Below are 25,270 nucleotides of genomic sequence, written 5' to 3' on the forward strand. Positions count from 1 at the left end.
TGCCCTTCACTGATGGGAACTCAGGACTCACAGAAGGACGAAATCGCTTTTGGTGACGCCGCAATCGGGGCATACCCAACTGTCCGGCACGTCCTCCCAGCGGGTCCCAGGCGCAATACCCTCTTGTGGCGCGCCCAGCGCTTCGTCATAGATGTGGCCGCAGATTTCACAGAGGTATTGGCGAAACATCAGGACGACTCCGTGGTGCGCAATTGGGCGTCTTCGCTTTCGACGTTGCGTCGGCTGAAAATACCGATCATGGGCGTACCGTGGGCACGCATGGCCGGCTCGATCCGGCGATGCAATGCGTGGTAGCGATAGAACGGCACCCGCGGAAACAGGTGGTGCACGGAGTGCAGGTTCTGACCGAGCCAGAACCACTCCAACGGTTTCATCCACCCGGGCATGATCAGGCTGTTGGTGTTCCGGTAACGAGTGGAGTCCTTGTACGGCAGGTGAGGGCGATATGCGAACCAGTACGAGACAAAGAATGCACCGGCCAAGTAGCCGAACACCAGCAGTGCCCAAGTATGTTCTCGCGCAATCAGCGTAATGAACGCGACCCGGCAGCCGATCGCGAACAGCACTTCCGCAATGTAGGCTGCCTTTACCCGTCGCGGAGCGGTCGCCCAATAGTCGCGGAACAGGAAGGTGTTCTGAGTCCACAGAAAACGAAATCCGCAAACCAAGAAGGCGAGAAATCCACCGCGCATGCCGCTAACGACGTAGTCCGGATCCTTGTCCGGCTGGTTGGTGTAGCGATGATGCGTGAAATGTTCAACCTTGTGAGTAGAGAACGGCACCATGATCAAAGGTGCTACTAGGTACCCACAGAGGTCATTGAGCCACTGCAGTCGATCGTGATCGCCATGAATGTTGCCATGTACAGCCTCGTGCAGAGGTGTATAGGACATGTAGGTGACGACGGCGTAGATCAGTATTGCAGGTGCCAGGGACAACTGGCCTATCGCGAACAGGTAAAAGTTCACGATAAGCAATGCCCACACCAGTAGCAGCAGCGCCATCGTCGGCCAGGCTAGTTCGCTGGTGTATTCGCGTGCCGTGGCGATGGCCTGTTTATTCAGCGCGTTGAGGTCCTGACCCATGATCGTCCTCCCGGGACGTTCTTGTTGTTTGTTGGTTGCGCAACCTTAACGGGGAGTCGTGTACCCTTGAAGGATATGGGAGGCCTTTTGCCATGCATTTCTGGCCAGGTCGTATCGCACCGTTGTTTCAGAAGATTCCGGCATGGGCATACCAAAGCACGCGAGCTTCCAGCACCCCGTCGCCATCAGTCAGGTGATGGTGAACTTCGCTGCGCGCTACGGCGTCGATGCGCAGACCTGTCTGCTAGGTACCGGCATCATCGAAGCGCAGCTGCGGGACGCGGATGCCCTGATCGCACGCGAGCAGGAGATGCGCCTGATTGAAAACCTGATGCTCGCCTTGCCGGACGTTCCCGCACTGGGCTTCGAACTTGGCCTGCGCTACAACGTGGCGACGTTCGGCATCTGGGGATTTGCGCTGCGAACCAGTCGCAATCTGCGCGAGGCCATTCAGTGCGCGCTGCGCTATCTGCCGCTGAGCACGGCGTACTGCCGATTGGCGATATTCTGCGATCAGCACGAATACGGCACCAGCCTCGACGCCTCGGCGATCCCGCATCACCTGCGGCAGTTCCTACTGGAGCGAGATATGGCGACAAGCATCCGTCTGTTCGACGAGCTTGCGCTGTCGGGACTGCACGTGCTGCGGCTCGAGTTTCAGGGCAGGCCGCCGGCGCACGCGAACCGGATCGAAGCACTCAGCGGCATCGCGCCACACTACGAATGTTCGCGCAACGCCATCGTGCTGCGTCGGCAGGATGCGGAGTTGCCTCTGCCGATGTACGACGTACATCTGGTCCGGCTACTGGAAGAGCAGTGCCGCGCGCAACTGGAGAGACGGCAGGTCGGCGGCATCACCGGCCAGGTCCGACAGCTTCTCCTGGGTTCGGCGGGGCTGGTGGCCTCCCTCGAAGATGTTGCGAGTCAGTTGGCGATGGCACCGCGCAGCCTGCGTCGCAGGCTGACAGAGGAAGGCACCAGCTTTCGCAATCTCGTCGAGGCGGAGCGTAAACAACTAGCTGGGCAACTGTTGGAAAACACTGAGATGAAGCAGGAAGAGATGGCGTTTCAGCTTGGCTACGGTGACCCTACAGCCTTCGCGCGTGCGTTCCGGCGCTGGTTCGGACAGTCACCGAGCGAGTATCGGAAAATCTCAAGGCGGTGAGCGCACGATGAGGTGCAGCAGGCATTGGCGGCTGCAGTGAAGGAAGCTGCGGCACAGAAGCGGGAGGCGTTCATTGCGCGCCCCCTGAACTCTTTGCCCGCAGCCCTAGTCATGAAGCCGTGGTTGCATTCAACCGGGACTTCAACAAAGCCAGCTAGTTTCGCGCCATCCGTGCATGCCCGCATGCCTCTATCAAGGCGTGCGTGCTGTCAGAAATAGAACACGGAGAACGACCTCCGCCGCGATCAGTGGCAATCCCGCCAGGCAACTTCCTGCAGACCTTTGCGTTGCGCCGATGCAATGCAGCTCGCTTGCACATTGTTCAATCAGCTCGATCGAATTCAAGTGCTAGAGCGAGAAGGCACCATACTCGACTCTTTGCCTTCACGTTATAGTGACTATTGTCTTTCCGGGTCACTTGTTGTGCCGATTTCCAACTGGCAGTAAGCTGCCGCTCATGAACAAAACACTTACCCCAGCTGTTCCCGTACGCGGCCCCGCAAACCATGACGTGCGCGACCAGATCGTGGCTGCAGCCACCGAGCATTTCAGTCTGTATGGTTACGAGAAAACCACCGTCTCGGACCTAGCCAAAGCCATTGGTTTTTCCAAAGCGTATATCTACAAGTTTTTCGAATCCAAACAGGCCATCGGCGAAATGATCTGCGCCAATTGCCTGAGCCAAATCGAGGCAGAGGTCAGGGCAGCAGTTGTTGAGATCGATCAGCCTCCAGAGCAGGTGCGACGCCTGTTCAAGGTTATTGTCGTGGCCAGTCTTCGCCTATTTTCGGACGACCGAAAACTTTACGAAATCGCGGCTTCAGCCGCCACTGAACGCTGGCAGGCAACGTTGGCTTACGAAGAACGCATTCGCGAGCTGATTAAAACGATCCTGCAAGCCGGTCGGCAAAGCGGTGACTTCGAGCGCAAAACACCGCTGGATGAAACCGTGATGGCGATTTATCTGGTTATCCGCCCGTTCCTTAATCCGCTGCTCTTGCAGCACGGCTTCGACTATATCGATGAGGCGCCGGCGCACCTCTCCGGTTTGGTATTGCGTAGCCTCTCGCCTTAACAACACCATCACTGTGACCATTGACTAAATTGGTCACTCGATTCAGAGTGTGAGTCCTGATCCTTTCGTGATGAGACTCTCATGCTCCGGCGTCGCCTCGTTTTACCTGCCGTTATCTGCGTAATGCCCTTTGCGCTAGTCGCTTGCGGCGAACCAACGCCAATCGATCCACGTACCGCTGCGCCGTTGGTACGTGTCGCAACAGTTCAGGAGGCGACTACCGCCCCGCGCGCGTTCACTGGAACGGTGGCGGCCCGCATCGAAAGTGACCTGGGCTTTCGTGTAGCCGGCAAGGTGCTTGAGCGACTGGTAGACACCGGGCAAACCGTCAAACGTGGTCAGGCCCTTATGCGCCTTGACCCTGTCGATCTAAAGCTGGCTGCCAATGCTCAGCGCGAGGCCGTGACCGCTGCGCGAGCACGGGCGCAGCAAGCGGGTGACGATGAGGCGCGTTACCGTAGGTTGCGCGGAACCGGGGCGATATCGGCCTCGGCCTACGACCAGTACAAGGCAGCTGCCGATGCGGCCAAGGCCCAGCTCAGCGCGGCCCGGGCGCAGGCGGAAGTAGCGGTCAATGCCACGACCTACACCGAATTGCTGGCCGATGCTGATGGCGTTGTCATGGACACGCTGGTCGAGCCTGGCCAAGTCGTTAGCGCAGGCCAAGTAGTGGTGCGGGTGGCGCACGCCGGACCGCGTGAAGCAGTTATTCAATTGCCGGAAACCCTGCGTCCGGTGCTCGGGTCTGCGGCCCAGGCCACGCTTTTTGGTACACAAGGCGTTGGCGTTGCCACCCAGCTTAGGCAGCTCTCCGATGTGGCCGATCAGCAAACCAGGACGTTCGAAGCGCGCTATGTGCTGGAAGGCGAGCTGGCAAACGCACCGCTGGGCAGCACCATCACCTTGCAGATTGCAGACACGCTTTCGCGGGTGCCAGCAGGCAGCCTGTACGTGCCCATCGGTGCGCTGTACGACGCTGGCAACGGCCCAGGCGTTTGGGTGGTGAGCGGCGAGCCCGCACAAGTTCATTGGCAAGCGGTGGTGGTGGAGCACCTGGATGAAGCCGGCGCGAGCGTGAGTAGCCCGCTGAAGACCGGCGAGCGTATCGTCGCGCTGGGTGCGCACCTGCTGCGTGAAGGCCAGCAGGTGCGCGTGCCCGCTCAAGGCGGTATCGCCGCGGTTGCGGGAGCCCGTCCATGAGCGAGGGTCGTTTCAACCTGTCGGCCCTCGCGGTTCGCGAGCACTCGGTCACCCTGTTTATGGTCCTGCTGATTTCACTGGCTGGGCTCATCGCCTTTTTCAAGCTGGGGCGTGCGGAAGACCCCGCCTTTACCGTCAAGGTCATGACCATCGTTACTGCCTGGCCTGGCGCGACGCCCCAGGAAATGCAGGACCAGGTCGCGGAAAAAATCGAAAAACGTCTGCAGGAGCTGCGCTGGTACGACCGCAGCGAAACCTATACCCGACCTGGCCTAGCCTTCACCACCTTATCTCTGCTCGACACTACGCCGCCTTCGCAAGTGCCGGAGGAGTTCTATCAGGCGCGTAAAAAAGTCGCTGATGAAGCCAAGGAACTGCCGGCCGGCGTGATCGGGCCAATGGTCAACGACGAGTATTCGGATGTCACCTTCGCCCTGTTCGCGCTCAAGGCCAAAGGCGAGCCGCAGCGTGTCCTGGTGCGTGATGCGGAAACCCTGCGGCAACGCTTGCTGCATGTGCCGGGAGTGAAGAAGGTCAACATCATTGGCGAGCAACCTGAGCGCATTTATGTCGAGTTTTCCCATGAGCGCTTGGCCACCCTGGGCATTGGCCCACAAGAGGTGTTCGCCGCACTCAATGGGCAAAACGCGCTGACCCCGGCGGGCTCGGTGGAAACCAAAGGCTCGCAGGTGTTCCTGCGCCTGGACGGCGCGTTCGATCAACTCGAGAAAATCCGCGACACGCCTATCGTGGCGCAGGGCCGCACGCTGAAGCTGTCGGACGTCGCTACAGTCACACGTGGCTATGAAGACCCAGCGACCTTTTTGATCCGCAATGGCGGCGAACCAGCGTTGTTGCTGGGCATCGTCATGCGCGATGGCTGGAACGGTCTGGACCTGGGGAAGGCGCTGGACGGCGAGGTCGGGGCAATCAATAGCGAGCTGCCCCTGGGCATGAGCTTGAGCAAGGTCACGGATCAGGCGGTCAACATCAGCTCGGCGGTGGACGAGTTCATGGTCAAGTTCTTCGTCGCGCTGCTGGTGGTCATGCTGGTGAGTTTTCTCAGCATGGGCTGGCGCGTGGGTGTGGTAGTCGCGGCGGCGGTGCCGCTGACACTGGCAATCGTGTTTGTGGTGATGGCCGCGAGCGGGAAAAACTTCGACCGCATCACCTTGGGTTCGCTGATCTTGGCGCTGGGCCTGCTGGTGGATGACGCCATCATCGCCATCGAGATGATGGTGGTGAAGATGGAGGAAGGCTACAGCCGCATCGCCGCGTCTGCCTATGCCTGGAGCCACACCGCTGCGCCAATGCTGTCGGGCACCTTGGTCACGGCGGTCGGCTTTATGCCCAACGGTTTTGCCCGCTCCACGGCCGGCGAATACACCAGCAATATGTTCTGGATTGTCGGTATCGCACTGATTGCTTCCTGGCTGGTGGCCGTGGCGTTTACGCCGTATTTCGGCGTCAAGTTGCTGCCCAACGTCAAACCAGTGGAGGGCGGCCACGACACGCTGTACGACACGCCGCGCTACAACCGTTTCCGCCAAGTGTTGACGCGGGTTATCGCCAACAAGTGGCTGGTGGCAGGGGCTGTAATTGGTCTATTTGTGGCCGCCATCGTTGGCATGGGGCTGGTCAAGAAACAGTTTTTCCCCATCTCCGATCGCCCCGAAGTGTTGGTCGAAGTGCAGATGCCCTACGGCACCTCGATTGCCCAAACCAGCGCCGCAGCGGCACAGGTTGAAGCCTGGCTAGCTAAGCAAGACGAAGCCAAGATTGTCACGGCTTACATCGGTCAGGGCGCCCCGCGTTTTTACATGGCAATGAGCCCGGAACTGCCGGACCCGTCTTTCGCCAAGATCGTGATCCGCACTGGCAACGAAACTGAACGCGAAACGTTGAAACACCGGCTACGCCAGGCAATTGCCGAGGGTCTGGCCGGTGAGGCACGTGTACGAGTCACCCAGCTGGTGTTCGGCCCGTACTCGCCATTCCCGGTCGCCTATCGAGTGGCTGGCCCAGACCCGGACACGCTGCGTGGTATAGCTGACCAGGTGCAGAAGGTGATGGAGGCCAGCCCGATGATGCGCACAGTTAACACCGACTGGGGCTCGCGCACACCCACACTGCACTTCACGTTGCAGCAGGACCGGCTCCAGGCCGTGGGCCTGAGTTCTAGTGCCGTTGCGCAGCAGTTGCAGTTTCTCTTGAGCGGTGTGCCAATTACCGCCGTCCGCGAGGACATCCGCACAGTTCAGGTGATGGCGCGTTCAGCCGGAGCCACACGCTTCGATCCTGCCAAGGTCATGGACTTCACCTTGGCAGGCACCAACGGTCAGCGCATTTCGCTGTCGCAGGTTGGCGAGGTCGACGTGCGCATGGAAGAGCCGATCATGCGCCGGCGCGACCGGGTGCCGACCATTACCGTACGTGGAGACATAGCTGAGGGGATGCAACCGCCAGACGTATCAGCGGCAATCACCCAGCAGTTGCAGCCCCTCATGGAAATATTGCCGAGTGGCTATCGCATCCAGGAGGCCGGTTCCATTGAAGAGTCCGGCAAGGCGATGGTGGCGATGCTGCCCCTGTTTCCGAGCATGCTGGCGCTCACCCTGATCATCCTGATTTTGCAGGTGCGGTCGATCTCGGCAATGGTCATGGTGTTTCTCACCAGCCCACTTGGGTTGATCGGCGTGGTACCCACGCTGATTCTTTTCCAGCAGCCATTTGGCATCAACGCATTGGTCGGTCTGATCGCGCTGTCGGGCATCTTGATGCGCAATACGCTGATCCTGATTGGGCAAATACACCATAACGAACAAGCAGGATTGGAGCCGTTTCGGGCGGTGGTCGAAGCCACCGTTCAGCGTGCCAGACCGGTGGTTCTCACTGCATTGGCAGCCATCCTGGCGTTTATCCCGCTGACTCATTCGGTGTTCTGGGGAACGCTCGCTTACACGCTAATCGGCGGCACCTTGGCGGGCACCGTGCTGACGCTGGTGTTCCTGCCAGCCATGTACTCCATCTGGTTCAAGATCAAGCCCGATAGCCACCGCGCCCAAGAGGCGCAGCCTGCATAACTGGACAGTGCGGTGAAACTATTTCGCCCACTTCACTACAGCCATATCGAGAGAAAACGCTATGTCGAATCGGACAGTTGTTGTGGTCACTGGTGTGTCATCGGGTATGTTCAGCCATTCCAGCGGCATTACGTCGAGTGCGGAGTGGTGGCTCAAGCGTTGAGTAGGCTGGCTTTAGGTGGACTAGTCGATGGCGAGAACCGCTTTCCCATGACCTGGGCCGAGGAAGATGAAAAGGCAAAAAAAATTACGGGGTGGACGGTTTGTAGCGAATATCCAAATGGCAGTCGTGTGGCCGCCAAGGCGATTCTGAATTTCTGGACCAGCGATCTAAAAGCGCTTTCGAGTAGCTTGAAACAGCAGCCCCAATTGCCCGTCCCCACACTGTACGAGCGACCTTTCTACAAAGTCGGACGCTACAACTTCCAGTTTCCGTGGGTGGTCGCGCAGCAGAATAACCTTACTGCGGCGGTCAACAACCTGCGCCGTATTGGCTCCCGCCGTGCTGCCCAGATGAGTGAAACAAGGCGGATCGAGTTGCGACTGGCTGAGCTAATGCGGCAGCGTGGTTTTGCCGTGGAGGTAGGGTATCAACCTGAGCGAACAGAGGAAGAAGATCCTGGTGAGATCGACCTGATCTGCTATCGAGATGGAGTTCCGATCGAGCTGGCAAAAGCCCGCACGACTCACGGAATACTGGGCCAGCCCTTGAAGTTGAACGGCATGGCACAGCCATGGATGGAGTAGGGGCAAGCAAACACGGTTGGCTTGCCAGGCCTGTTTATGGCGATCCTGTAAGACACTGCCGAGAGTGTTAATACCAATAAAACCGAAAGGAAAATGAACGTTTTTTTTGTTTTCATCATTTTATGTTCCGTCTGTGCGAGTGCTACGTACAAAGGCGTCCCTCCCTCTTGATTCTAAGTGCGCAGTTGACCGAGACCTTGCGAGATTTCCGAAAGGCGTGTTCGGGATTCTTGCCTGTGGAGTGTTCTGCCATTCAGAAAATAATCGCGCGCCTGGATACCGCCGGCTACCGCGGCTACCGCGACCATAGCGCCGCGCGACGTGACCAGACCTTTGCCAAGCTCAACCTCAAGCCCGATGCCGACAGCAAACTGGCGCTGATCTACAGTCGCCTGAAGCAGAACGGCACGCAGGACCCGCTGGGGAAACCTGGGAAGCCTATAAAGCCGATCCGCGTTCGGCCACGGCCAACGCGCTGCTCTACAACACCCGCAAAAGCATCGACCACCAGCAGCTGGGGATGAACTACGAGTGATACACGGGTGAACTCAACTGGCAGCCCCGCGACTGGCTCAGTAGCGCCAGCGAGGGCCTGTCTCGCAGTAAGGTCTATGTCGAAGACAGCAACAATGAGCGCGCTGCTCCGGCCTACAGCGTGTTTAACTGGCGCGCCCGCTTCGAGCAGAAACTCGCGCCCTGGACCTTCCAGCAGACCCTGCGCCTGGACAACTTGCTGGATCGCCAGTACGTCGGTTCGGTGATCGTCGGTGATGGTAACGGCCGCTTCTACGAGGCGGCGCTGGGATTGTCATGGTACGTAGGCGGCAGTTTCTCCTATCAATTCTGAATGGCCTGAGCAGCGTCATGCTGCCCGGCGTAGCGCATGTGGCCGGGCGGCTGTTTGCGCTGCACCAGGCCGACACCTTGCGGGTTTAGTGAAAAGCCCCTTCGGCCGGGCTGCCTGTAATCGCGTTGGGTCCCTGCAGATAATTTGGCAAAGCTGCCAGCCCTAGGGGCAGCACCGAGTTTTCTGCCGAGGGGCGATGGAAATGAATCATTACGATGTGATAGTGCTCGGCGGCGGCAATGCCGGCCTGTGCGCGGCGTTGTCGGCGCGCGAGCAGGGGGCTCGCGTGGCACTGCTGGAGCGGGCACCCGTGGAGCAGCGCGGGGGCAACTCGGCACATACCGGCGGCGCCTTTCGCGTCGCTTATCGAGGGGTCGAGGATCTGCGCGAGCTGATGCCCGACCTGCTCGACAGCGAGATCGAGAACAGTGATTTCGGCAGTTATACCCAGGAGGAGTTCTTCGCCGAGCTGGCCGCCCAGAGCCAATACCGTGCCGACCCCGAGGTGCTCGACACCGTCGTCACCGAGGGCTTCACCACCCTGCAGTGGATGACCCGCCAGGGCGTGCGCTTCATGCCGATCTTCGGCCGCCAGGCGTTCAAGGTCGACGGTAAGTACAAGTTCTGGGGCGGCCTCACCGTGGAGGTGTCCGGCGGCGGCCAGGGCCTGGTCGAGGCGCTGATGCGGCGGGCCGAGCGCAATGGTGTCGAGCTGCATTATGGTTGCCGGGCCCAGCGCCTGAGCCGCGATGAGCAAGGGCGCTGGCAGGTCGAGTGTGCCAACGGCCAGCGCTTCAGTGCCGCCGGGATGATCCTCTCCACTGGTGGTTTCCACGCCAATCTCGAGTGGCGCGCCAAGTACCTGGGGCCGGGCTGGGACCTGGCCAAGGTGCGCGGGTCGCGTTACAACACCGGCGACGGCATCCGCATGGCCATGGACATCGGCGCGGCCGCGCACGGCAACTGGTCGGGTTGCCACGCGGTGTTCTACGACGTCAATGCGCCGGAGCAGGGCGACCTCAACCAGCTCAACCAGCAGAAGAACTATTTCCACCTCGGCGTGGTGGTCAACGCCGAGGGCAAGCGCTTCGTCGACGAGGGCTTGGACTTTCGCAACTACACCTACTCGGGCATGGGCGCCAAGGTGCTGCAGCAACCGGGTGGCATCGCCTGGCAGCTGTTCGACCAGCACAGCGAGCCGCTGCTGCCGGACGAATACCGGGTACGCCAGGCGACGCGCATCCAGGCCGACACCCTGGAAGAACTGGCGGCGAAGCTGGAGGGTGTCAACGTCAACGCCCTGCTCGACACGCTGCGTGCCTACAACGCCGCGGTACAGCGCGAGGTGTCGTTCAATCCGGCCGTGCGCGACGGCCGTTCAACTGCTGGCCTGCAGATTCCCAAATCCAACTGGGCGAATCCCCTGGAGCGCCCGCCCTTCGTCGCTTACGCGGTGACCTGTGGCATAACCTTCACCTTCGGCGGGCTGAAGGTGAACAGCCAAGCCGAAGTGATCGACGAGGAGGGGCAGGTCATTCCCGGCCTCTACGCTGCCGGCGAGCTGGTCGGCAATCTCTATTACGTGAAGTACGCCGGTGGCGCCGGGCTGACGTCCGGCTCGGTGCTCGGGCGTATTGCCGGCGCGGGCGCTGCCGCGCGCCGGCTGGGTTGAGGAGACTGCTCATGGAGAACAACAAGAAGATGAAGCCGTATCGGATTTTCCGTTTGCTGGGCACGCACCGTGCGTTTGGCGGCCTGCAGCCTGGTGCTGTTCTACGGTGGGCAGGTGCTGGCCGCTGACGTTGATGGCTAGGCCATCGACGCCGAAGAGCCGGGCCATAACTGGCTGGCCTACGGCCGAAGCTACTCGGAGCAGCTTGCAGCCGCGGGGGATGCAGCGCTTCGATGAACTGAGCGACGGTGAACTGGACGCCATCTACCAATACATTCGCGACCGCGCTCGGGCCAAGGTGCCGTCGCCGCCGAAACTGATCATCCCGGCGCAGGCCGAGTCAACGCCACGCCAGCCATAAGGAACCGTCATGAGCATTCGTATCTGGCATCAAAGTTTTACCGTGTTGAGTGACCTGGGCGCCTACGACCAGGCACTGCGCGCGCATTTTCGCAAGGTGGCGCGGCCGGGCACCGAGATCCACATGCACGGCATGCAGCCGGGCACTTATCGCAGCAACTACCCAGGCGACGACATCAAGCATTCGGCCCTGCAATACCTGCACGGCCTGCAGTTTATGGCGGCGGGGCTGAATGCCGAGGAGCACGGTTTCGATGCCTACGCCATCAGCACTCTGCCGGAACCGGCCCTGCGCGATATCCGCAGCCTGCTGGACATTCCGGTGGTGGGTTACGGCGAGTCGGCGATGCTTACCGCGTGCATGCTCGGGCGCAAGTTCGGCGTGCTGGTGTTTATCGACGAGCTGGCCGAGTTGGTGCAGGAGAACGCCGCGCGTCATGGCCTGGCCGAGCGCCTGGCCGGTGTGCGCCATGTCGGTTTCCGCTTCGCCGACGTGCTGGCCGCCTTCAGCGATCCGACCGCACTGATCGAGCGCTTTCGCGTGGCGGCCCGCGTACTGATCGCCGACGGTGCCGAAGTGATCATCCCCGGCGAGGCGCCGCTGAACGTGCTGCTGGCCAGCCACGGGATCAACGAGGTCGACGGCGTACCGGTGCTGGATTCGCTCGGCGCATGGATCAAGCAGGCCGAGGCCATGGTCGACCTGCGTCGCGCCAACGGCGTGCGGCCATGCAACCGAGGTTATTTCTCGGCGCGGCCCGAACGCCAACGGGTCAAGGAAATTTTCGTCTTCTACGGCCTCAGCGAGCGCTTTCTGACGCCGGAACAACAACTTGGAGTGACAGCATGAAAACCCGTGAATGCGATCTGGTGGTGATCGGCGGCGGCCTGGCCGGTTTCGCTGCGGCCCTGGAGGCGGCCGAGGCCGGCCTTGAGGTCATCCTGTTGGAGAAGACCACGCAGACCGGCGGCTCCTCGGCGATGAGTGGCGGCTGCCTGGCCTTTGCCGGCACCGACCTGCAGCGCGAGAACGGCATCGAGGACTCCGCCGAGCGGTTGTTTGCCGACCTGGTCGAGGTCGGCAAGGGCGAATGCGACGAGGCGCTAGTGCGCGCCTACACGGACAACCAACTGGCCACCTACCAATGGCTGCGCGACAAGGGCGTGGTGTTCGCCCCGGTGATCGAGGCGGCTTCCGGGCAGTCGGTGCCGCGAGTGCACAACGTCGACCCGGCGGACATGATCCGCCAGCTGGAGTTGGCGGCCAAGGCCAGCGGCAGGGTTGAAGTGCTCAAACAGACCCGCGCCCGCCGCCTCTTGCGTGAGAGCAATGGGCGGGTGCGCCGGGTGCAGGCCGAGCAGGGCGGCGAGTCACTCGAACTGTACGCGCGCAAGGCCGTGGTGCTGGCCGCCGGCGGTTTCGTCCATGACCGCGCGCTGGTGCACCGCTTCGTGCCGCAGTACGACAATGCGGTGTTCATCGGTGGCGAGGGCAATGAAGGCGACGGCCTGCGCATGGCCTGGGCGCTAGGTGCCGACGTGCGCGACACGCCCTACATTAAGGGCACCTTCGGCAAGCATCCGATGGACGAGAACAATCACCATGCCTGCCTGGCGGTATACAAGGGCGCCATTGCGGTGAACCAGGAAGGCCGGCGCTTCGTCGACGAGTCGCTGTCCTACAAGCTGCTCGGCGATGCCTGCATGCAGCAGTCCTATGGCGTGACCTACCAGATTCTCGACCGCGACATCATGGAAAGCGGCGACAACCGGGTGCGCATCCTTGACTTCGAGCGGCGCCTGGAGGAAGGCCTGTTCGTCGAGGCTGAGAGCCTGGAGCAGCTGGCGCGTTTGATCGAGGTGCCGGAGGAGGTGCTGCTGGCCGAGGTGGCGACCTACAACCAGGCGGTGCGCGACGGCCAGGAGCCGGAGTTCGGCCGCCGCCATCTGGTGCATCAGCATGGCGAACTGCGGCCCATCGAGCGCGGACCGTTCTACGCCTACCCCTCCACGGCGGCGGTGTTTGGTACCTACTGCGGCCTGTGCATCGATGCGCAGATGCGCGTGCACGACGTATTTGGCGCACCGATCGAGGGCCTGCTGGCTGCCGGCGAGGTGGTTGGTGGTCTGCATGGCGCGGCTTATATGACGGGTTCGGCGCTGGGCAAGGCGGCAATTTTCGGGCGTCTCGCCGCGGCTACCGCGCAAGGCTTATGACTGACGGCTAGGAGTTGGCTATGAAGATTCTGGTGCTACTGGCAGGGGTGGCGGACACCCGCTTCCCGCTGCATACCCTGAGCATCGACGCTGAGGGGCTGATCGAGGAAAATGGCAATGCCCGGCGCCTGCTCAGTCCCTTCGACGAGGCGGCGCTGGAGTTGGCGCTGAAACTGCGCGATGCCCGCAGCAACTGCCAGATCGATGTGCTGTTGCTGGCCGGTGCGAGCAACGAGGCCATGCTGCGCACGGTGGCGGCGTTTCGCCCCAACTCACTGCGCCGCCTCGACCTGCAGCCTGCCTGCCCCTGGGATGCGCGGCTGACGGCCGGGCAAATTGCCGGCCTGCTCGAGAGCGAGGGGGGGGCTGATCTGCTGCTGATCGGCCGCGAGTTCGGCGACCTTGACGAAGGCAGCATTCCCGTATTGCTGGCGCAGCGTCTCAGCTATCCGCTGTTCGCCCTGGCCCAGCATGCTGAGTGGGCCGGCGACCAGGTTCGCCTGCTGCGCGAGCGCGGTGCGGGCGAGGAGTCCCTGGAGGTCTCTCAATCGCTGCTGGCCAGCGTCACCAACGATAAACGCAACAAGCTGCGCCACCCACTGATGAAGAACGTCATGGAGGCCAAACGCATGAGTTTCGCCGGCGTGACGGCCGGCGTGGAGCAGCCGACGGCATTGCCGCTGGCGAGTCTGAAGGTGGCACGGGTGAGCGCACGCGGTGGCCAATGCCGCTTGCTGGAAGGCAGTGCCGCACAGCAGGCCAGCGCACTGCTGACCTATTTGAATGAGCAGGGGGTTGGCGCATGAGCACGCAAGGTTCAGCGGTAAGGTCGCCAGTGTTGGCACTGGTGCCGTTGGCGTGGGGCGAGGAAGCGCTGGATGCCGTACTGGCGGCGGCGCAGAGTGTCGCCGCCGGCGGCGGCACCTTCGAGGTGGTTCTGCTGGGCGCGCAGTCGGACCCACAGGCCTGTCGGCGGGCGGCAGAGGCCGGCGCGACGCGGATCTGGCAGGCGCTGAATCCCGCTCTGGCCAGCCGCGATGACATTGCGGCACTGGCTGCGGCGGCCGGCGCGGCCCTGGTTCAGCCATTGGCCGCGGCCGGCGCGCTAGTGCTGGTACTGTTGCCGCCGGGGGTGGCGGGCGAGGAGTTGGCCGCGCGGCTGGCTGACAGCCAGGACGGCCAGGCGTTGGGCCGCTGTGCCGAACTGCGTTGGCAGGACAACGCCTTGCTGGCAGAGCGTGCCACTTGGGGCGGGCGCATGCGCCTGGGCTTGCGAGTCGAAAACGGTGTGGCCTTCGCTTGTCTGCGCAGCGGTCGTCCGCAGCTCGCAGGCACGGGCGCGGTGCCGGTCACTGAGCTGCTGTTGCACGATGCTTTGCCCGTGCCGTTGGCGCTGGAGCGGCGGCCAACCGGGCAGCGGTTGCCACCGTTGGATGGAGCCAGGCTGGTGGTGTCCGGTGGTCGCGGTGTTAACGAACAGGGTTTCCTCCTGCTCGAGGAGTTGGCCGTGGCCCTTGGCGGTACGCTGGGTGGCAGCTTGCCGGCGGTGGATGCGGGGTTGGTGCCGGTGATGCGTCAGGTTGGTGTGTCCGGCAAGTTTGTCAGCCCGGACATCTACCTGGCGGTCGGCATTTCCGGCACGCCGCAGCACCTGGCGGGAGTCAGTCAGGACACGCGCATCGTGGCGATCAACCAGGATCCACAGGCGGACATCTTCAAGGTTGCCGCTGTCGGGGCTGTTGGTGACTGGCAGGAGCTGCTGCCGGTGCTGCTGGCATCTTTGCGTGAGTCAGCCGCTTCCTGACGGACTGCCGAGCCGCTCAGCCGCGGCTGTGCCTCCCTGGGTGCAAGGCGATACTGGTCTCTGGTGGCGGGCGGCGCTGGGCATCCAGGGTTTCCAGCATAAACTGGATGAAGGCCCGGGTGCGTGGCGCGACAAAGCGGGCCTTGGGGGTGACGGTGTAGAACGTACGCCCACCGGTATGCCAGTCGGGAAACAGCTCCACCAGCTTGCCGGATGAAATCAGCGCGTTGACGAACACGTCGAGCACGTAGATGTAGCCCTGATCGGCGAGTGCGGCCTGGATCAGGGCGTCCGTGCTGTTGAAGTGCAGTTTGCCCTGGGGCGTCAGTTCGATGCTGTCGCCGTCGCGGCTGAACGACCAGGGGGCCGGCGCATAACGGCCCTGGCCGAACAGACCGAGGCAGCGCTGCGGGTCTAAGTCTCGAGGATGCTGCGGTGTGCCGCTGGCGACCAGTAGGGCGGGCGATGCGCAGGCGACGTAGTGCGCCTGGTACAGCGGTCGGGCCACCAGGTCGGCGTCGTTCACCGAGTCAATGCGGATGGCTACATCCGTGCCACTGGCAATCAGATCCTCAGGATGGTCGGTGAGGCGCAAGGCCACCGATAACTCCGGGTACTGCCCGGCAAACGCAGGCAAGGCCGGGCAGAGCAGTGCGCGGGCGAAGGCGGCCGGCGATTCGACGCTCAGCTGGCCAGCGATCTCGCCCTTCTTATCGCGCACGGACGATTCTGCTTCTTCCACCTGGCGCAACAGCTCGGTGCAGCGCTGGAAATAGCTTTCCCCAGCATCGGTCAGTCGTAAGGTTCGGGTGTTGCGCGACAGCAGGGTGGTGCCCAGGTAGTTCTCCAAGTTGCGCACGCTAGAGGTGACGGTGGCGTTGGCGATATCCAGGGACTCCGCCGCGCGGCTGAAGCTGCTGCATTCCACCACCCGCACGAACACCTGCATGGCCCAGAGTCTGTCCATTTGGTTCTTCACCTTTTTCTAATAACCCATTAGCTCTGCCTGCCTCGAACGCCGGCGAGAGCGTTCTTATAGTACCAGCCACTTTGAGGAGACACAGACATGACTGAATTGAAGTTCGATCTTGTTGTGCTTGGATGTGGCGTCGCCGGGCTGTCGGCGGCGGTGGCGGGGGCCGAACGCGGCCTGCGCGTGGCAGTGCTCGAGCGGGCAACGCGCGAGGAGCGAGGTGGGCAGAGTCGATTCACCGAGGCGTACCTGCGGATGAAGAGTCACGAAGAGGTCACGGATGACTTCGACATGTTTCTCGCCGAGCATTCGGGTTACTACCAGGATCCAGATTTCGTTGCTGAGAGCATCCGCGAGCGCGATACCTGGTCGGCGCAGACCAAGGCACTAGCCTCCATTGATGCCGGCGTGATCGGCACGTTCTCGGCACTGGTGCCGGAAACCATCGGTTGGCTCAAGGACAACGGTGTGAAGTTCGACTTCTTGCCGACCCAGTTTCTTACCAGCACCCAGCCGCGCCTGCTGCCGGTGGGCGGCGGCGAGGCCATAGTCGAGGCTCTGGCGGCGCGGGCCGAGGCCCTGGGTGTTGAGTTCTTCTACGAGACCAGTGGCCGGACGCTGATCACCGCCGACTGCAATACCGTCATTGGCCTGCGCGCCTGGTCGCGCGAGCGCGGCGAACTGGCCTTGCATGGCGCCGTGGTTTTGGCCAGCGGCGGCTTCGAAGGCAATGCTGAGATGCTCGCCCGCTACCTGGGCCCGCGTTCGGTGTTCCTGCGCCCGGTGTGCAAGGGCGGCTACTACAACCGTGGCGAAGGTATCGCCATGGCCTTGGACATCGGAGCGGCGCCGGCTGGCGAGTTTGGCAGCTACCACGCCGAGCCGGTGGACCCGCGCTCGGGCATTTCCGAGCCGTCGATCTTCATCTTTCCCTACGGTGTGTTGATCAATCAGCAGGGTGAGCGCTTCACCGACGAGGCGCCGGGCACCGTGGATGCCTGGTACGAGCGGGTGACCCGGCAGATCTACGCGCAGAGCGAGGGTATTGCCTGGGTGGTGCTGGACCAGAAGGTCAAGGAAATTCCCAACTACCGCCTGGGCATCCGCACCGACCAGCCGGCCATCGAGGCGCCGACCCTGGCCGAGCTGGCGGGCAAGATCGGCGTGCCGGCCGCGGCGCTGGAGGCCAGTCTGGCGCGCTACAACGCTGCTTGCCGCGCGGGCGACTATCACCCGCTGCGGCTCGACGGCCTGGCCACCGAGGGGCTGCTTCCGCCGAAGAGCAACTGGGCGCGGCCGCTCGATGCGGGGCCGTTCATGGCTTATCCGATCATCTCGGCCAACGTCTTCACCTTCGGTGGCCTGAAGATCGACGAGCAGGCTCGGGTACTCAACGCCGACGGGCAGGCGATCGCCAACCTGTATGCCGCGGGCGAGACGGTGGGCTTGTACTTCGGTAATTACGCCGGCGGCACCTCGGTGCTCAAGGGCCTGGTATTTGGCCGCCAAGCGGGCTACTGCGCTGCCGGCCACTGAGGTGAGGGAGAAGAAGATGAGTGTGGCAATGGTTACCGGCGCCAGTGGCGCCATCGGCACCGCGGTCTGCCGTCAACTGGCGGCCGAGGGCTACCAGGTGGCGGCCCTGGACCTGAGCGAGCCCCAGACGTTGGCGGCCCGGGCCCAGTTCTTCGTCTGCGATGTGGCGGCGAAGAGCGAGGTGCGCGAGGTCGTCGACGAGGTTGAAGGGCGGATGGGGCCGATCACCGCGCTGGTCAACGTGGCCGGCATCGTCTCCAAGGGCAGCGCCCTGGGGCTGTCCATCGCCGAGTTCGAGCGGGTGATGCGCATCAACGTGCAGGGCACCCTGGTGCCCTGCCAACTGGTTGGCCAACTGATGGCCGAACGTCGGCGCGGCGCCATCGTCAACATCGGCTCGGTGGTCGGCAAGAATGGCGGCAACGCTCGACCCTGGCTGGATCGCGGCGAGCAGGAGGTGGCCGGCAACGTGGCCTACGGCATGTCGAAGGCAGCGGTGCATACCCTGACCCTGTTCCTCGCCAAGGAGCTGGCCAGCCAGGACGTGCGGGTCAATGCGGTGGCGCCGGGGTCGATCGCCACAGCCATGACCACGGTGTTCCCGGACAACCTGCGGGCCCTAGTGCCCGTCGGACGTATGGGCAGCCCCGAGGACGTGGCAGAGGCGGTGTGCTTCCTGCTCTCGGCCAAGGCGGGCTTCATCTCCGGGGAAATTCTCGACGTCAACGGCGCCCTGTGGTGCGACTGATTCAACTCAAGCATTCCTCCACTCAATCCAACAGAGACCAACAACCATGAAAAGTATTTACCTAGTCCTAGACATGCAGAACGACCTGATCCACCCGGACGGCGCCAGCGGCAAGTCGCCGCTGGGTGAGCAGGTGCGGGCCCGCGAGATCATCGCCCGAACCGCTACGGCCATCGCCCGTGCGCGCGCTGAGGGCATCCCGGTCGCCTTCGTCCGCGTGGCCTTCTCCGACGATCACCGTGAGGCCAACCCGAACTCCCAGGTGTTCGGCCCCATCGCCAAGAACGGCATCCTCAAGATGACTGCCTGGGGCGGTCAGGTTCACGAAGCGCTGGCTCCGCAGGATGACGAGTGGGACATCGTCAAGCACCGTGTTTCCCCGTTCTACCAGACGCGCCTGGAACTGCTGCTAAAACGTGAAGGCATCGAGCGCATCTACTGCAGTGGCGTGAGCACCCAGGCCGTCGTACAGGCCACCGTGCGCGACGCCCATGACCGTGATTTCGATGTGGTGTTGCTGGAAGATTGCTGTGCTTCGCCGTCCGCCCAGGAACACGAAAACTCCGTGGCTAGCATCAGCCGCTTCTGCTCCGTGGCCAACTCCGAGTTGGCCTTTGCCTGAATCTGCTTCCCGGTCACGGGAGCATGATTTGCAGCCCGACCATGAATCACTATGTCGGGCTTTTTTATTAGGTTCGAGGGGGGCAGGGTGGGTCGCGCAACCAGTCGTATGACAACCGCAGCACTGGTCATTGGCTCCTTTGCTGTGGTCATGTCCGCTACCACTATCAATGTGGCGATTACACCGATGATGCGCGACTTCGCCATCAGTCATCACCTCGCCCAGCAATTCTCTTCGGTGTTTCTTGGTATGACCGTGGTCTGTGCGCCGCTGGCAGCCTGGATTGCCGATCGTTTCGGGGCTTGGCGGGTGTTCTGCTCTCTGCTGCTGCTCTATGTGCTGGTTTCATTGTTGGCGGGCTTTTCTGACAGCTTTGCCGCCATGCTCATTGCACGCGGTCTGCAAGGCTTGTGTGCAGGCATTATCCAGCCGCTGTCACTATTTTTGATTTTAGAGTCGGCTCTGCCTGAGAAGCAGGGGCGCACCATGTCCATGTTCGGCCTAGGAGTGGTGATGGCCCCGGCCCTTGGCCCGACCTTGGCTGGCTTTGTGGTTGAACTGTTTGGCTGGCGCTATACCTTCTGGCTTGGTGTGCCGCCGGCCCTTATCGCACTTGGACTGGTGGCTTGGGCGCGGCCAGTTGACCTGCACCAGCGTGTTGGGCAAGGGCGTCTGGATTTACCTGGGCTGCTTCTGCTCGCTTACCTGGTAGCCGTAGTCTTTGCCTGGCCGCCACTGCTGGCTTATTCGACCTGGTTGGCCGCGGTGCTGGTCGTTGCCTGGTTGCTGTTACTGGTCGTGTTCTGGCACCAGCAAGAGCGCAGCGAGGAACCACTGATTGCGCCCAAGCTGTTCCGCTATCCGCGTTTTCTCAGTGGCATCCTCGTCACCGTAGCTTATGGCGCCGGCATGTATGGCTCGATGTTTTTGGTGCCGTTGCTGTTGCAAGATGGCCTCGGTGAGTCGGCGGTTACGACCGGCAACCTGATGCTGCTTGGCGGCCTGGCGCTGGCCCTGAGTATCCAGCTGGCCGGTCAGCTGGTAGACCGTTTCTCGCCGCGACTGGTGGTGATGATCGGTCTTGCCTGCTTCGCTTTTTCCTGTTTATTGCTGGCGTTACCAGCCAGTTTGGGTCTAATTGCCCTCGGCATTGTGCTCGGTCGTATTGGTCTGGGCATGATCATTCCCAGCTTGTACACGGCGATGGTTCGTGCCGTACCGGACGAGCTACTGCGACGCGGCACCGTTGTCACCACGTTATTGCGGCAGGCCGGCGGGGCGCTGGGCATCACCTTGATCGGTGTGCTGCTGGCCAGCCTTAGCGCGGCCAACCTGAAGGGCTGGAGCGCGCTACCGGCCGGTAGCGCACCTTACTCAGTTATCTTCGCGATGCTCGGTCTATTGTTTCTGTGGGCGCTCTGGACCTCGCGCCGCCTGAATTGAGGCGCGCCTCAGTCCTGGCGCTCGCCAGCCATCTTCTTCAAGCGGTAATCGAGTTGGGCGCGGCTCAGGCCGAGTAGCACTGCGGCCTTGGAGACGTTGCCTTCGCTCATCTTCATGGCTTCCTCGATATACACGTCTTCGATCCCAGTTAGCTTGATCGGACCGCGTTGCAGAGTTCGCCTGGCTAACTGGAGCAGCTGTTGGTGGCTGGCATTCTCTTGCTGGCCAGCCCCGACGCCGGCTTGCTCGCCTTTTGGCAGTCGGATGCCGATAACTGGCGCCTGATCCCAGCTGACGGTGCCCAGTTGCGGCGTGCCCTCAGCTTCTTCGATGCCCGAGAGGTGGCGGATATCGATGGGGTCGCCGTCGTCGGCGAGTATCACCGCCCGTTCGATGACGTTTTCGAACTCGCGGATATTGCCGGGCCAGTGATAGTCCAGGACACGTTGCAGGGCGCGCGGGGTGATACCAGGGATATGCCGTCCGTGCAGGCGAGACAGCTTGTTGACGCAGCTTTCGAGCAGCAGCGGCAGGTCGTCCTTGCGTTCGCGCAGTGGTGCGATCGTCACCGGAAAAACGTTCAGGCGATAGAACAGGTCGCCGCGAAAGCGGCCGTGCTTAACAGCATCGCCGAGGTCTTCGTTGGTTGCCGCGATTACTCTGACGTCTACCTTTACGGTCTTGTTACTGCCCAGGCGTTCGAGCTCGCCACTTTGCAATACGCGCAGCAGCTTGCCTTGCGCCGTCATACTCAGGGTGCCGATCTCATCCAGGAGAATGGTCCCGCCGTCGGCGATTTCAAAGCGGCCCGGACGGGCCTCGGTTGCCCCCGAGTATGCGCCGCGCTGAACCCCAAAGAGCTCCGACTCGATAAGTTGCTCCGGAATAGCGGCGCAGTTGATCTCGATGAAAGGCTTCTGTGCTCGACGGCTGTTGGCGTGTACTTCATGGGCGAACATGGTCTTGCCGACTCCGCTTTCACCCAGTAGCAGCACACTCGCATTGGTGCTGGCGACCCGCAAAATCTTGTGCAGGACCGAGATGTAGGCTGCCGAGTTGCCCACCGGCCGATCCAGCGAAGCCGGGTCCGGGGTTTCGAACTCGAGGCCAAACGGCGCTTTGGCATGTTTGGCTCCGACAGGATCCTTCTGCTCGGGCGGCGAATTATGAGTGAGGCGGTCCGTCGAGCGTGGCTGAAAGTACTTGAGGTCTTCTTCAGGATCGTCCCAATCCTCGATGGGTCGTGCCACGGCGCGGCATACCTCATCGCCAGCCCCACGGCATTGGGTTTCGCGGACCAGAATGCGCTTGCCCATCAGGCGAGTCAGGAAGCCGGAGCTGTAACCGACCTCCATCCAGCAGATTGGGTCGTGGCTGTGGCCCCTGAGTGCCACATGCTGGTCGCCTTCCAGTGAATGCGTCCAGGTGAACTCACCGTACAGGTAGCCCTTGTTCTGGTCGGCCTCAACGCGTACCGGTTCGACTCGAACCATGCCGCTCAAGGAGTGCAACTGGGCGCCCGCTGCCAGAATGTCCAGCTCCGACCCATTAATACGGGTCTTGATTGCCAGGTCGGCATCGCGGCTGCCGGACAGGTAGCCAATACGCGTCATCAGCCCGCGGGTGTACTCGGTACCCATGGTTTCCAGCAGCTCTTCGCGCAGCGTGCCGAAGGCCTCGGCATGCAGCAGTAGCATGCGCTTTTCGCCGAGCCAGATGGCACCCTCGTCGGGGCGGAAATGAAGGTGTTCGACCAGGTCTTTCATATCCGGAAAACGCAGGTCGGTAATGATGTCTTTGAGCACTGCCTGGCCGAGCGTCTGCACGGAGCCTTTGCCTGTCTGTGCGCTCATCGTGGTCTCCAGCTTTTAGATTTGTCAGTGGAGTTGCGGCGCTGCGTTATCCGTTTCGGTGTAGGCAGTGGCGGGTTGAAATCGGCCGCCATGATAGCAGGGCTCGACCGTTGAGTCGGCGCTATGCCGACCAGAATGACCGGAAAGTCATAAATTTTAGTTAATCAAATTCGCAACTATTCGAATTTGATGAACTCGCCGTTTCGTTCAGCCCAAGCGTCGGTGTGGTAATTGGTCTTCGGCTAAGTCATAACACATTGTTTTTATTTAATTAAAAACTTAGTTAAGCGATCCGGCATTGCTGGCACAGCCGTTGCTATCTCCTTGTCAGACAAAACGCTGCCCTCATCGGGTAGGTGTTTTCACCCTTCCTGAGCTTGCCGGCTCGGATGGGGAAACAACAACAAATAGGAGATAAGGCAGTGGCCGAGATTTCATCTCTGGGTTACGTCGGCTTAGGCGTAAGTGATCTGGACAAGTGGCAAATTTTTGCAACGGACGTCATGGGGATGCAAGTCGCCCATCGTGACGAAACCAGCATGTCCTTACGCATGGACGAATATTGCCAGCGCTTTTTCCTCGAAAAAAACCCTTGCGACGATCTGATCGTGGCGGGCTGGGAATTCACCAGCGAACCGGAACTGGAGTCCTTCGCCGCTGAACTCAAGGCCAAGGGTGTTGAGCTCACCCAGCTGAGCCCCGAGTTGGCGCGTCGCCGTCATGTGGAAAAGGCCTATACCTGCCAGGACCCGAATGGCTATGCCCATGAGTTCTTCTTTGGCCATGGTGTCGCCAATCTCAAGGACCAGTTCCGCTCCAAGGTGCTCAAGGGTCGCTTCGTCACCGGCGATCTGGGCCTCGGTCATATTCTGCCGTTCGCCAACCGCGACAACGGCCCGGAAACCGTCGCCTTCTACAAGGACGTGCTGAAGCTGCGTGTCAGCGATTACATCCGTCAGGAAGTGCAGCCAGGGATGATGGTCGAAGCGACCTTCTTCCATACCAAGACCGGGCGTCATCACTCCATAGCCACCGCACAGGCACCGACCCCAAAGGTGCTCAACCACTTCATGGTGCAGCTTGAGGACATGGACGACGTCGGTCTGGCCTATGACCGGACCAAGGCCGCCGGCCTGAACATCGTGCTGGAGCTGGGCCATCACCCGAACGACAAGACCTTCTCCTTCTATGCGCAGACCCCCTCGGGCTTCAACTTCGAGTTTGGCTGGGGCGGTTTGGTGATCGAGGAGGACAACTGGGAAGTGAAAACCTACCAGCAGATGAGTGATTGGGGCCACAAGCGCAACCCGATTCCCCAGGCCTGAGGCCCGGCTATCCCTGCCCGGTTGGAGAACACAAGTCATGAGTATCTGGTTGGAATTTCTCGGGGCCGAGATCCGTTACGTCGATCTGCCCACCTATGGTCGCACCCGCATTGCCGAGGCTGGCCACGGCAAGCCTGAGGCGCTGATCCTGATGCACGGTATTGGCGGTCATCTGGAAGCCTATGCCAAGAACGTGGTGGCGCTCGGCGAGCACTACCACGTGATCGCCTTCGATTACGTTGGTCACGGCCTGTCGGCCAAGAAGCTGGATATCGAGTACTCGATCAGCGATTACGTCGAGCAATTGCGTGAGCTGATGGATGTGATGGGCATCGAGCAGGCGCACATTTCTGGCGAGTCGCTGGGAGGTGTAGTCACCGGCGGCTTTGCCGTGCGCTACCCGCAGCGGGTGATGCGTGCCGTGTTCAACACCACCGGCGGCATTCCGATCGTCAGCGACAAGGGCCGCCAGGACCTGAAGAACCTGGCCGAGCTGTCGGCCAAGAGTTCCGGGCAGAAGCCCAGCTTCGAAAGCGTGCTGGCGCGCATGCAGTGGTTGCTCTACGAGGGCAACTGGGCCCTGCTAACCGAGGGGTTGGTCAACTCGCGCCTGGCGATATACAGCCGCGAGGACTTCCAGGCCAGCGCGCCGCTGGTCTACTCGCGCCTGCGCAAGGTCAACGAAGGCGGCACGCCCGACATGATTGAACTGGAAAAGGTGCAGTGCGAATCGCTGCTGCTGTGGACCAGCCACAACCCCATTCATGACGTAGCCGCTGCCGAGTCGGCCCTGCCGCGCCTGCCCAAGGGCCAGCTGTATGTGATGAAGAAGCTGGCCGGTCATTGGCCGCAGTACGAATCGCCCGAGGAGTTCAACCAGGTAGTGCTGAATTTCCTGTCCAGCGGGAGGGTGGCGCTATGAATGCTCAAGTCATGGCCAGGCGCCAGGCGAAATCTATCGGGACGGTGCCTACGCCGGACTTTTGCAAGGCTATGCGCAACCTGGCCGGCGCCTGTGTGGTGATTGCCAGCGCCGACGGTAGCAAGCGCGCGGGCCTGACCGCGACCGCGGTCTGTTCGATCACCGCCGAGCCGCCACGGCTGCTGGTTTGCGTCAACCGCAATGTCTATGCCCACGGGGTTATCAGCGGTAGCCACAACCTGAGTGTCAATGTGCTCGGACACCAACAGGAACCCATCGCCAAGCGGTTTGCCGGCATGGTCGAGGGCGTGGCCGGCGAGGAGCGTTTCGCCGAAGGGCTGTGGGAAGACGGTTTGAGCGGTGTGCCGGTGCTGAAGGACGCACTGGTCAGTTTCGAGTGCCAGGTGGTCGAGGTCATCCCGGCCAGCACCCACGACATGTTTCTCTGCGATGTCATCGGTTTGGCCGGGCGGATGAATCAGGAATCCCCCCTGATGTACTTCAACGGAAATTTCGCGGCACTCGGCTGAGTGCTGGCTGTTCGCTGAAAACAATAAAAGAGAGAGATGAAA

At 61.7% G+C, this 25,270-nt stretch carries 22 protein-coding genes and 1 pseudogene; 19 read left to right on the plus strand and 4 right to left on the minus strand.

The genetic code is table 11. The features are described from left to right. Window positions 1-27: 27 nt before the first annotated feature. Both AC3IYG_RS09470 and AC3IYG_RS09475 read right to left on the minus strand, forming a co-directional pair. On the minus strand, window positions 28-189 hold the full coding sequence (locus tag AC3IYG_RS09470; RefSeq protein WP_137819632.1) for a rubredoxin: 162 nt from the start codon (window positions 187-189) through the stop codon (window positions 28-30). After that, complete coding sequence (locus tag AC3IYG_RS09475) at window positions 189-1,106, minus strand: fatty acid desaturase family protein (protein WP_489313510.1); 918 nt, start codon at window positions 1,104-1,106, stop codon at window positions 189-191. Before AC3IYG_RS09475 ends, AC3IYG_RS09470 begins: the two co-directional genes overlap by 1 nt. Window positions 1,107-1,248: 142 nt before the next feature. Between AC3IYG_RS09475 and AC3IYG_RS09480 the strand changes: the two genes are divergently transcribed. From AC3IYG_RS09480 to AC3IYG_RS09535, 12 genes and pseudogenes are all read left to right on the plus strand, one after another. Beyond that, window positions 1,249-2,271 carry an AraC family transcriptional regulator gene (locus AC3IYG_RS09480; RefSeq protein WP_489313511.1) on the plus strand — a complete coding sequence of 341 codons (1,023 nt, stop codon included), beginning with the start codon at window positions 1,249-1,251 and terminating at the stop codon, window positions 2,269-2,271. Window positions 2,272-2,728: 457 nt separating this feature from the next. Then, the gene (locus AC3IYG_RS09485) at window positions 2,729-3,346 is read left to right on the plus strand and encodes a TetR/AcrR family transcriptional regulator (protein WP_489313512.1); all 618 of its coding nucleotides are present in this window, start codon (window positions 2,729-2,731) and stop codon (window positions 3,344-3,346) included. An 81-nt stretch (window positions 3,347-3,427) separates the two neighbouring features. Beyond that, on the plus strand, window positions 3,428-4,546 hold the full coding sequence (locus AC3IYG_RS09490; RefSeq protein ID WP_489313513.1) for an efflux RND transporter periplasmic adaptor subunit: 1,119 nt from the start codon (window positions 3,428-3,430) through the stop codon (window positions 4,544-4,546). Then, a complete protein-coding gene (locus AC3IYG_RS09495; RefSeq protein WP_489313514.1) occupies window positions 4,543-7,629 on the plus strand; it encodes an efflux RND transporter permease subunit in 3,087 nt (1,028 codons plus the stop codon). The genes AC3IYG_RS09490 and AC3IYG_RS09495 overlap by 4 nt, the downstream gene beginning before the upstream one ends. Window positions 7,630-7,641: 12 nt before the next feature. Next, window positions 7,642-8,376 carry a hypothetical protein gene (locus tag AC3IYG_RS09500; RefSeq protein WP_489313515.1) on the plus strand — a complete coding sequence of 245 codons (735 nt, stop codon included), beginning with the start codon at window positions 7,642-7,644 and terminating at the stop codon, window positions 8,374-8,376. 266 nt (window positions 8,377-8,642) lie between these two features. Then, window positions 8,643-9,223: pseudogene (locus AC3IYG_RS09505) on the plus strand (hypothetical protein); the annotation flags it as partial. A 202-nt stretch (window positions 9,224-9,425) separates the two neighbouring features. After that, window positions 9,426-10,895 carry an FAD-dependent tricarballylate dehydrogenase TcuA gene (gene tcuA, locus AC3IYG_RS09510; RefSeq protein WP_489313516.1) on the plus strand — a complete coding sequence of 490 codons (1,470 nt, stop codon included), beginning with the start codon at window positions 9,426-9,428 and terminating at the stop codon, window positions 10,893-10,895. 220 nt (window positions 10,896-11,115) lie between these two features. Continuing rightward, window positions 11,116-11,256 (plus strand): hypothetical protein, encoded by a 141-nt coding sequence (locus tag AC3IYG_RS09515; protein WP_489313517.1) that lies wholly within the window; start codon window positions 11,116-11,118, stop codon window positions 11,254-11,256. Between the two features lie 9 nt (window positions 11,257-11,265). Further along, complete coding sequence (locus tag AC3IYG_RS09520) at window positions 11,266-12,105, plus strand: aspartate/glutamate racemase family protein (protein ID WP_489313518.1); 840 nt, start codon at window positions 11,266-11,268, stop codon at window positions 12,103-12,105. Further along, window positions 12,102-13,472 carry an FAD-dependent oxidoreductase gene (locus AC3IYG_RS09525; RefSeq protein WP_489313519.1) on the plus strand — a complete coding sequence of 457 codons (1,371 nt, stop codon included), beginning with the start codon at window positions 12,102-12,104 and terminating at the stop codon, window positions 13,470-13,472. Before AC3IYG_RS09520 ends, AC3IYG_RS09525 begins: the two co-directional genes overlap by 4 nt. Before the next feature lie 20 nt (window positions 13,473-13,492). After that, a complete protein-coding gene (locus AC3IYG_RS09530) occupies window positions 13,493-14,278 on the plus strand; it encodes an electron transfer flavoprotein subunit beta/FixA family protein (protein WP_489313520.1) in 786 nt (261 codons plus the stop codon). Continuing rightward, the gene (locus AC3IYG_RS09535) at window positions 14,275-15,276 is read left to right on the plus strand and encodes an electron transfer flavoprotein subunit alpha/FixB family protein (RefSeq protein ID WP_489313521.1); all 1,002 of its coding nucleotides are present in this window, start codon (window positions 14,275-14,277) and stop codon (window positions 15,274-15,276) included. The genes AC3IYG_RS09530 and AC3IYG_RS09535 overlap by 4 nt, the downstream gene beginning before the upstream one ends. Window positions 15,277-15,292: 16 nt before the next feature. On the opposite strand, the gene AC3IYG_RS09540 is transcribed toward AC3IYG_RS09535, so the two are convergent. After that, window positions 15,293-16,243 (minus strand): LysR family transcriptional regulator, encoded by a 951-nt coding sequence (locus AC3IYG_RS09540; RefSeq protein WP_489313522.1) that lies wholly within the window; start codon window positions 16,241-16,243, stop codon window positions 15,293-15,295. A 99-nt stretch (window positions 16,244-16,342) separates the two neighbouring features. Between AC3IYG_RS09540 and AC3IYG_RS09545 the strand changes: the two genes are divergently transcribed. Genes AC3IYG_RS09545 through AC3IYG_RS09560 form a run of 4 tightly spaced genes read left to right on the plus strand, consistent with a single transcriptional unit; the run spans window position 16,343 to window position 20,598 of the window. Beyond that, window positions 16,343-17,785: an FAD-dependent oxidoreductase gene (locus AC3IYG_RS09545; protein WP_489313523.1), complete on the plus strand. Its 1,443-nt coding sequence runs from the start codon at window positions 16,343-16,345 to the stop codon at window positions 17,783-17,785. Window positions 17,786-17,801: 16 nt separating this feature from the next. Next, the gene (locus AC3IYG_RS09550; protein ID WP_489313524.1) at window positions 17,802-18,533 is read left to right on the plus strand and encodes an SDR family NAD(P)-dependent oxidoreductase; all 732 of its coding nucleotides are present in this window, start codon (window positions 17,802-17,804) and stop codon (window positions 18,531-18,533) included. A 46-nt stretch (window positions 18,534-18,579) separates the two neighbouring features. Beyond that, entirely contained in the window at window positions 18,580-19,155 is a 576-nt protein-coding gene (locus tag AC3IYG_RS09555) for a cysteine hydrolase family protein (protein ID WP_489313525.1), read from the plus strand. A 51-nt stretch (window positions 19,156-19,206) separates the two neighbouring features. Continuing rightward, window positions 19,207-20,598, plus strand: a complete 1,392-nt coding sequence (locus AC3IYG_RS09560) for an MFS transporter (RefSeq protein ID WP_489332177.1) — start codon at window positions 19,207-19,209, stop codon at window positions 20,596-20,598. 8 nt (window positions 20,599-20,606) lie between these two features. Here the strand turns inward: AC3IYG_RS09560 and AC3IYG_RS09565 are convergent, their stop codons facing one another. Then, window positions 20,607-22,451: a sigma 54-interacting transcriptional regulator gene (locus AC3IYG_RS09565; RefSeq protein ID WP_489313527.1), complete on the minus strand. Its 1,845-nt coding sequence runs from the start codon at window positions 22,449-22,451 to the stop codon at window positions 20,607-20,609. Between the two features lie 389 nt (window positions 22,452-22,840). Here AC3IYG_RS09565 and AC3IYG_RS09570 point away from each other — a divergent pair, with 389 nt between their 5' ends. Genes AC3IYG_RS09570 through AC3IYG_RS09580 form a run of 3 tightly spaced genes read left to right on the plus strand, consistent with a single transcriptional unit; the run spans window position 22,841 to window position 25,228 of the window. Continuing rightward, window positions 22,841-23,776, plus strand: coding sequence for a VOC family protein (locus tag AC3IYG_RS09570; RefSeq protein ID WP_489313528.1), 936 nt, complete (start codon window positions 22,841-22,843; stop codon window positions 23,774-23,776). A 37-nt stretch (window positions 23,777-23,813) separates the two neighbouring features. Then, on the plus strand, window positions 23,814-24,698 hold the full coding sequence (locus tag AC3IYG_RS09575; RefSeq protein WP_489313529.1) for an alpha/beta fold hydrolase: 885 nt from the start codon (window positions 23,814-23,816) through the stop codon (window positions 24,696-24,698). Then, window positions 24,695-25,228, plus strand: coding sequence for a flavin reductase family protein (locus tag AC3IYG_RS09580; protein WP_489313530.1), 534 nt, complete (start codon window positions 24,695-24,697; stop codon window positions 25,226-25,228). Before AC3IYG_RS09575 ends, AC3IYG_RS09580 begins: the two co-directional genes overlap by 4 nt. The last annotated feature ends 42 nt before the right edge of the window (window positions 25,229-25,270 follow it).

Source organism: Pseudomonas sp. KH_027, assembly GCF_057838565.1.

Bases quoted from the DNA above. Each gene is read 5' to 3' on its own strand.
- AC3IYG_RS09490 (WP_489313513.1), top strand. From the start codon at position 3,428: ATGCTCCGGCGTCGCCTCGTTTTACCTGCCGTTATCTGCGTAATGCCC.
- AC3IYG_RS09515 (WP_489313517.1), top strand. From the start codon at position 11,116: ATGCAGCGCTTCGATGAACTGAGCGACGGTGAACTGGACGCCATCTAC.
- AC3IYG_RS09525 (WP_489313519.1), top strand. From the start codon at position 12,102: ATGAAAACCCGTGAATGCGATCTGGTGGTGATCGGCGGCGGCCTGGCC.
- AC3IYG_RS09470 (WP_137819632.1), bottom strand. From the start codon at position 189: ATGTTTCGCCAATACCTCTGTGAAATCTGCGGCCACATCTATGACGAA.
- AC3IYG_RS09475 (WP_489313510.1), bottom strand. From the start codon at position 1,106: ATGGGTCAGGACCTCAACGCGCTGAATAAACAGGCCATCGCCACGGCA.
- AC3IYG_RS09495 (WP_489313514.1), top strand. From the start codon at position 4,543: ATGAGCGAGGGTCGTTTCAACCTGTCGGCCCTCGCGGTTCGCGAGCAC.
- AC3IYG_RS09570 (WP_489313528.1), top strand. From the start codon at position 22,841: ATGGGGAAACAACAACAAATAGGAGATAAGGCAGTGGCCGAGATTTCA.
- AC3IYG_RS09560 (WP_489332177.1), top strand. From the start codon at position 19,207: ATGTCGGGCTTTTTTATTAGGTTCGAGGGGGGCAGGGTGGGTCGCGCA.
- AC3IYG_RS09530 (WP_489313520.1), top strand. From the start codon at position 13,493: ATGAAGATTCTGGTGCTACTGGCAGGGGTGGCGGACACCCGCTTCCCG.
- AC3IYG_RS09565 (WP_489313527.1), bottom strand. From the start codon at position 22,451: ATGAGCGCACAGACAGGCAAAGGCTCCGTGCAGACGCTCGGCCAGGCA.
- AC3IYG_RS09550 (WP_489313524.1), top strand. From the start codon at position 17,802: ATGAGTGTGGCAATGGTTACCGGCGCCAGTGGCGCCATCGGCACCGCG.
- AC3IYG_RS09555 (WP_489313525.1), top strand. From the start codon at position 18,580: ATGAAAAGTATTTACCTAGTCCTAGACATGCAGAACGACCTGATCCAC.
- AC3IYG_RS09580 (WP_489313530.1), top strand. From the start codon at position 24,695: ATGAATGCTCAAGTCATGGCCAGGCGCCAGGCGAAATCTATCGGGACG.
- AC3IYG_RS09485 (WP_489313512.1), top strand. From the start codon at position 2,729: ATGAACAAAACACTTACCCCAGCTGTTCCCGTACGCGGCCCCGCAAAC.
- tcuA (WP_489313516.1), top strand. From the start codon at position 9,426: ATGAATCATTACGATGTGATAGTGCTCGGCGGCGGCAATGCCGGCCTG.
- AC3IYG_RS09535 (WP_489313521.1), top strand. From the start codon at position 14,275: ATGAGCACGCAAGGTTCAGCGGTAAGGTCGCCAGTGTTGGCACTGGTG.
- AC3IYG_RS09540 (WP_489313522.1), bottom strand. From the start codon at position 16,243: ATGGACAGACTCTGGGCCATGCAGGTGTTCGTGCGGGTGGTGGAATGC.
- AC3IYG_RS09520 (WP_489313518.1), top strand. From the start codon at position 11,266: ATGAGCATTCGTATCTGGCATCAAAGTTTTACCGTGTTGAGTGACCTG.
- AC3IYG_RS09575 (WP_489313529.1), top strand. From the start codon at position 23,814: ATGAGTATCTGGTTGGAATTTCTCGGGGCCGAGATCCGTTACGTCGAT.
- AC3IYG_RS09480 (WP_489313511.1), top strand. From the start codon at position 1,249: ATGGGCATACCAAAGCACGCGAGCTTCCAGCACCCCGTCGCCATCAGT.
- AC3IYG_RS09545 (WP_489313523.1), top strand. From the start codon at position 16,343: ATGACTGAATTGAAGTTCGATCTTGTTGTGCTTGGATGTGGCGTCGCC.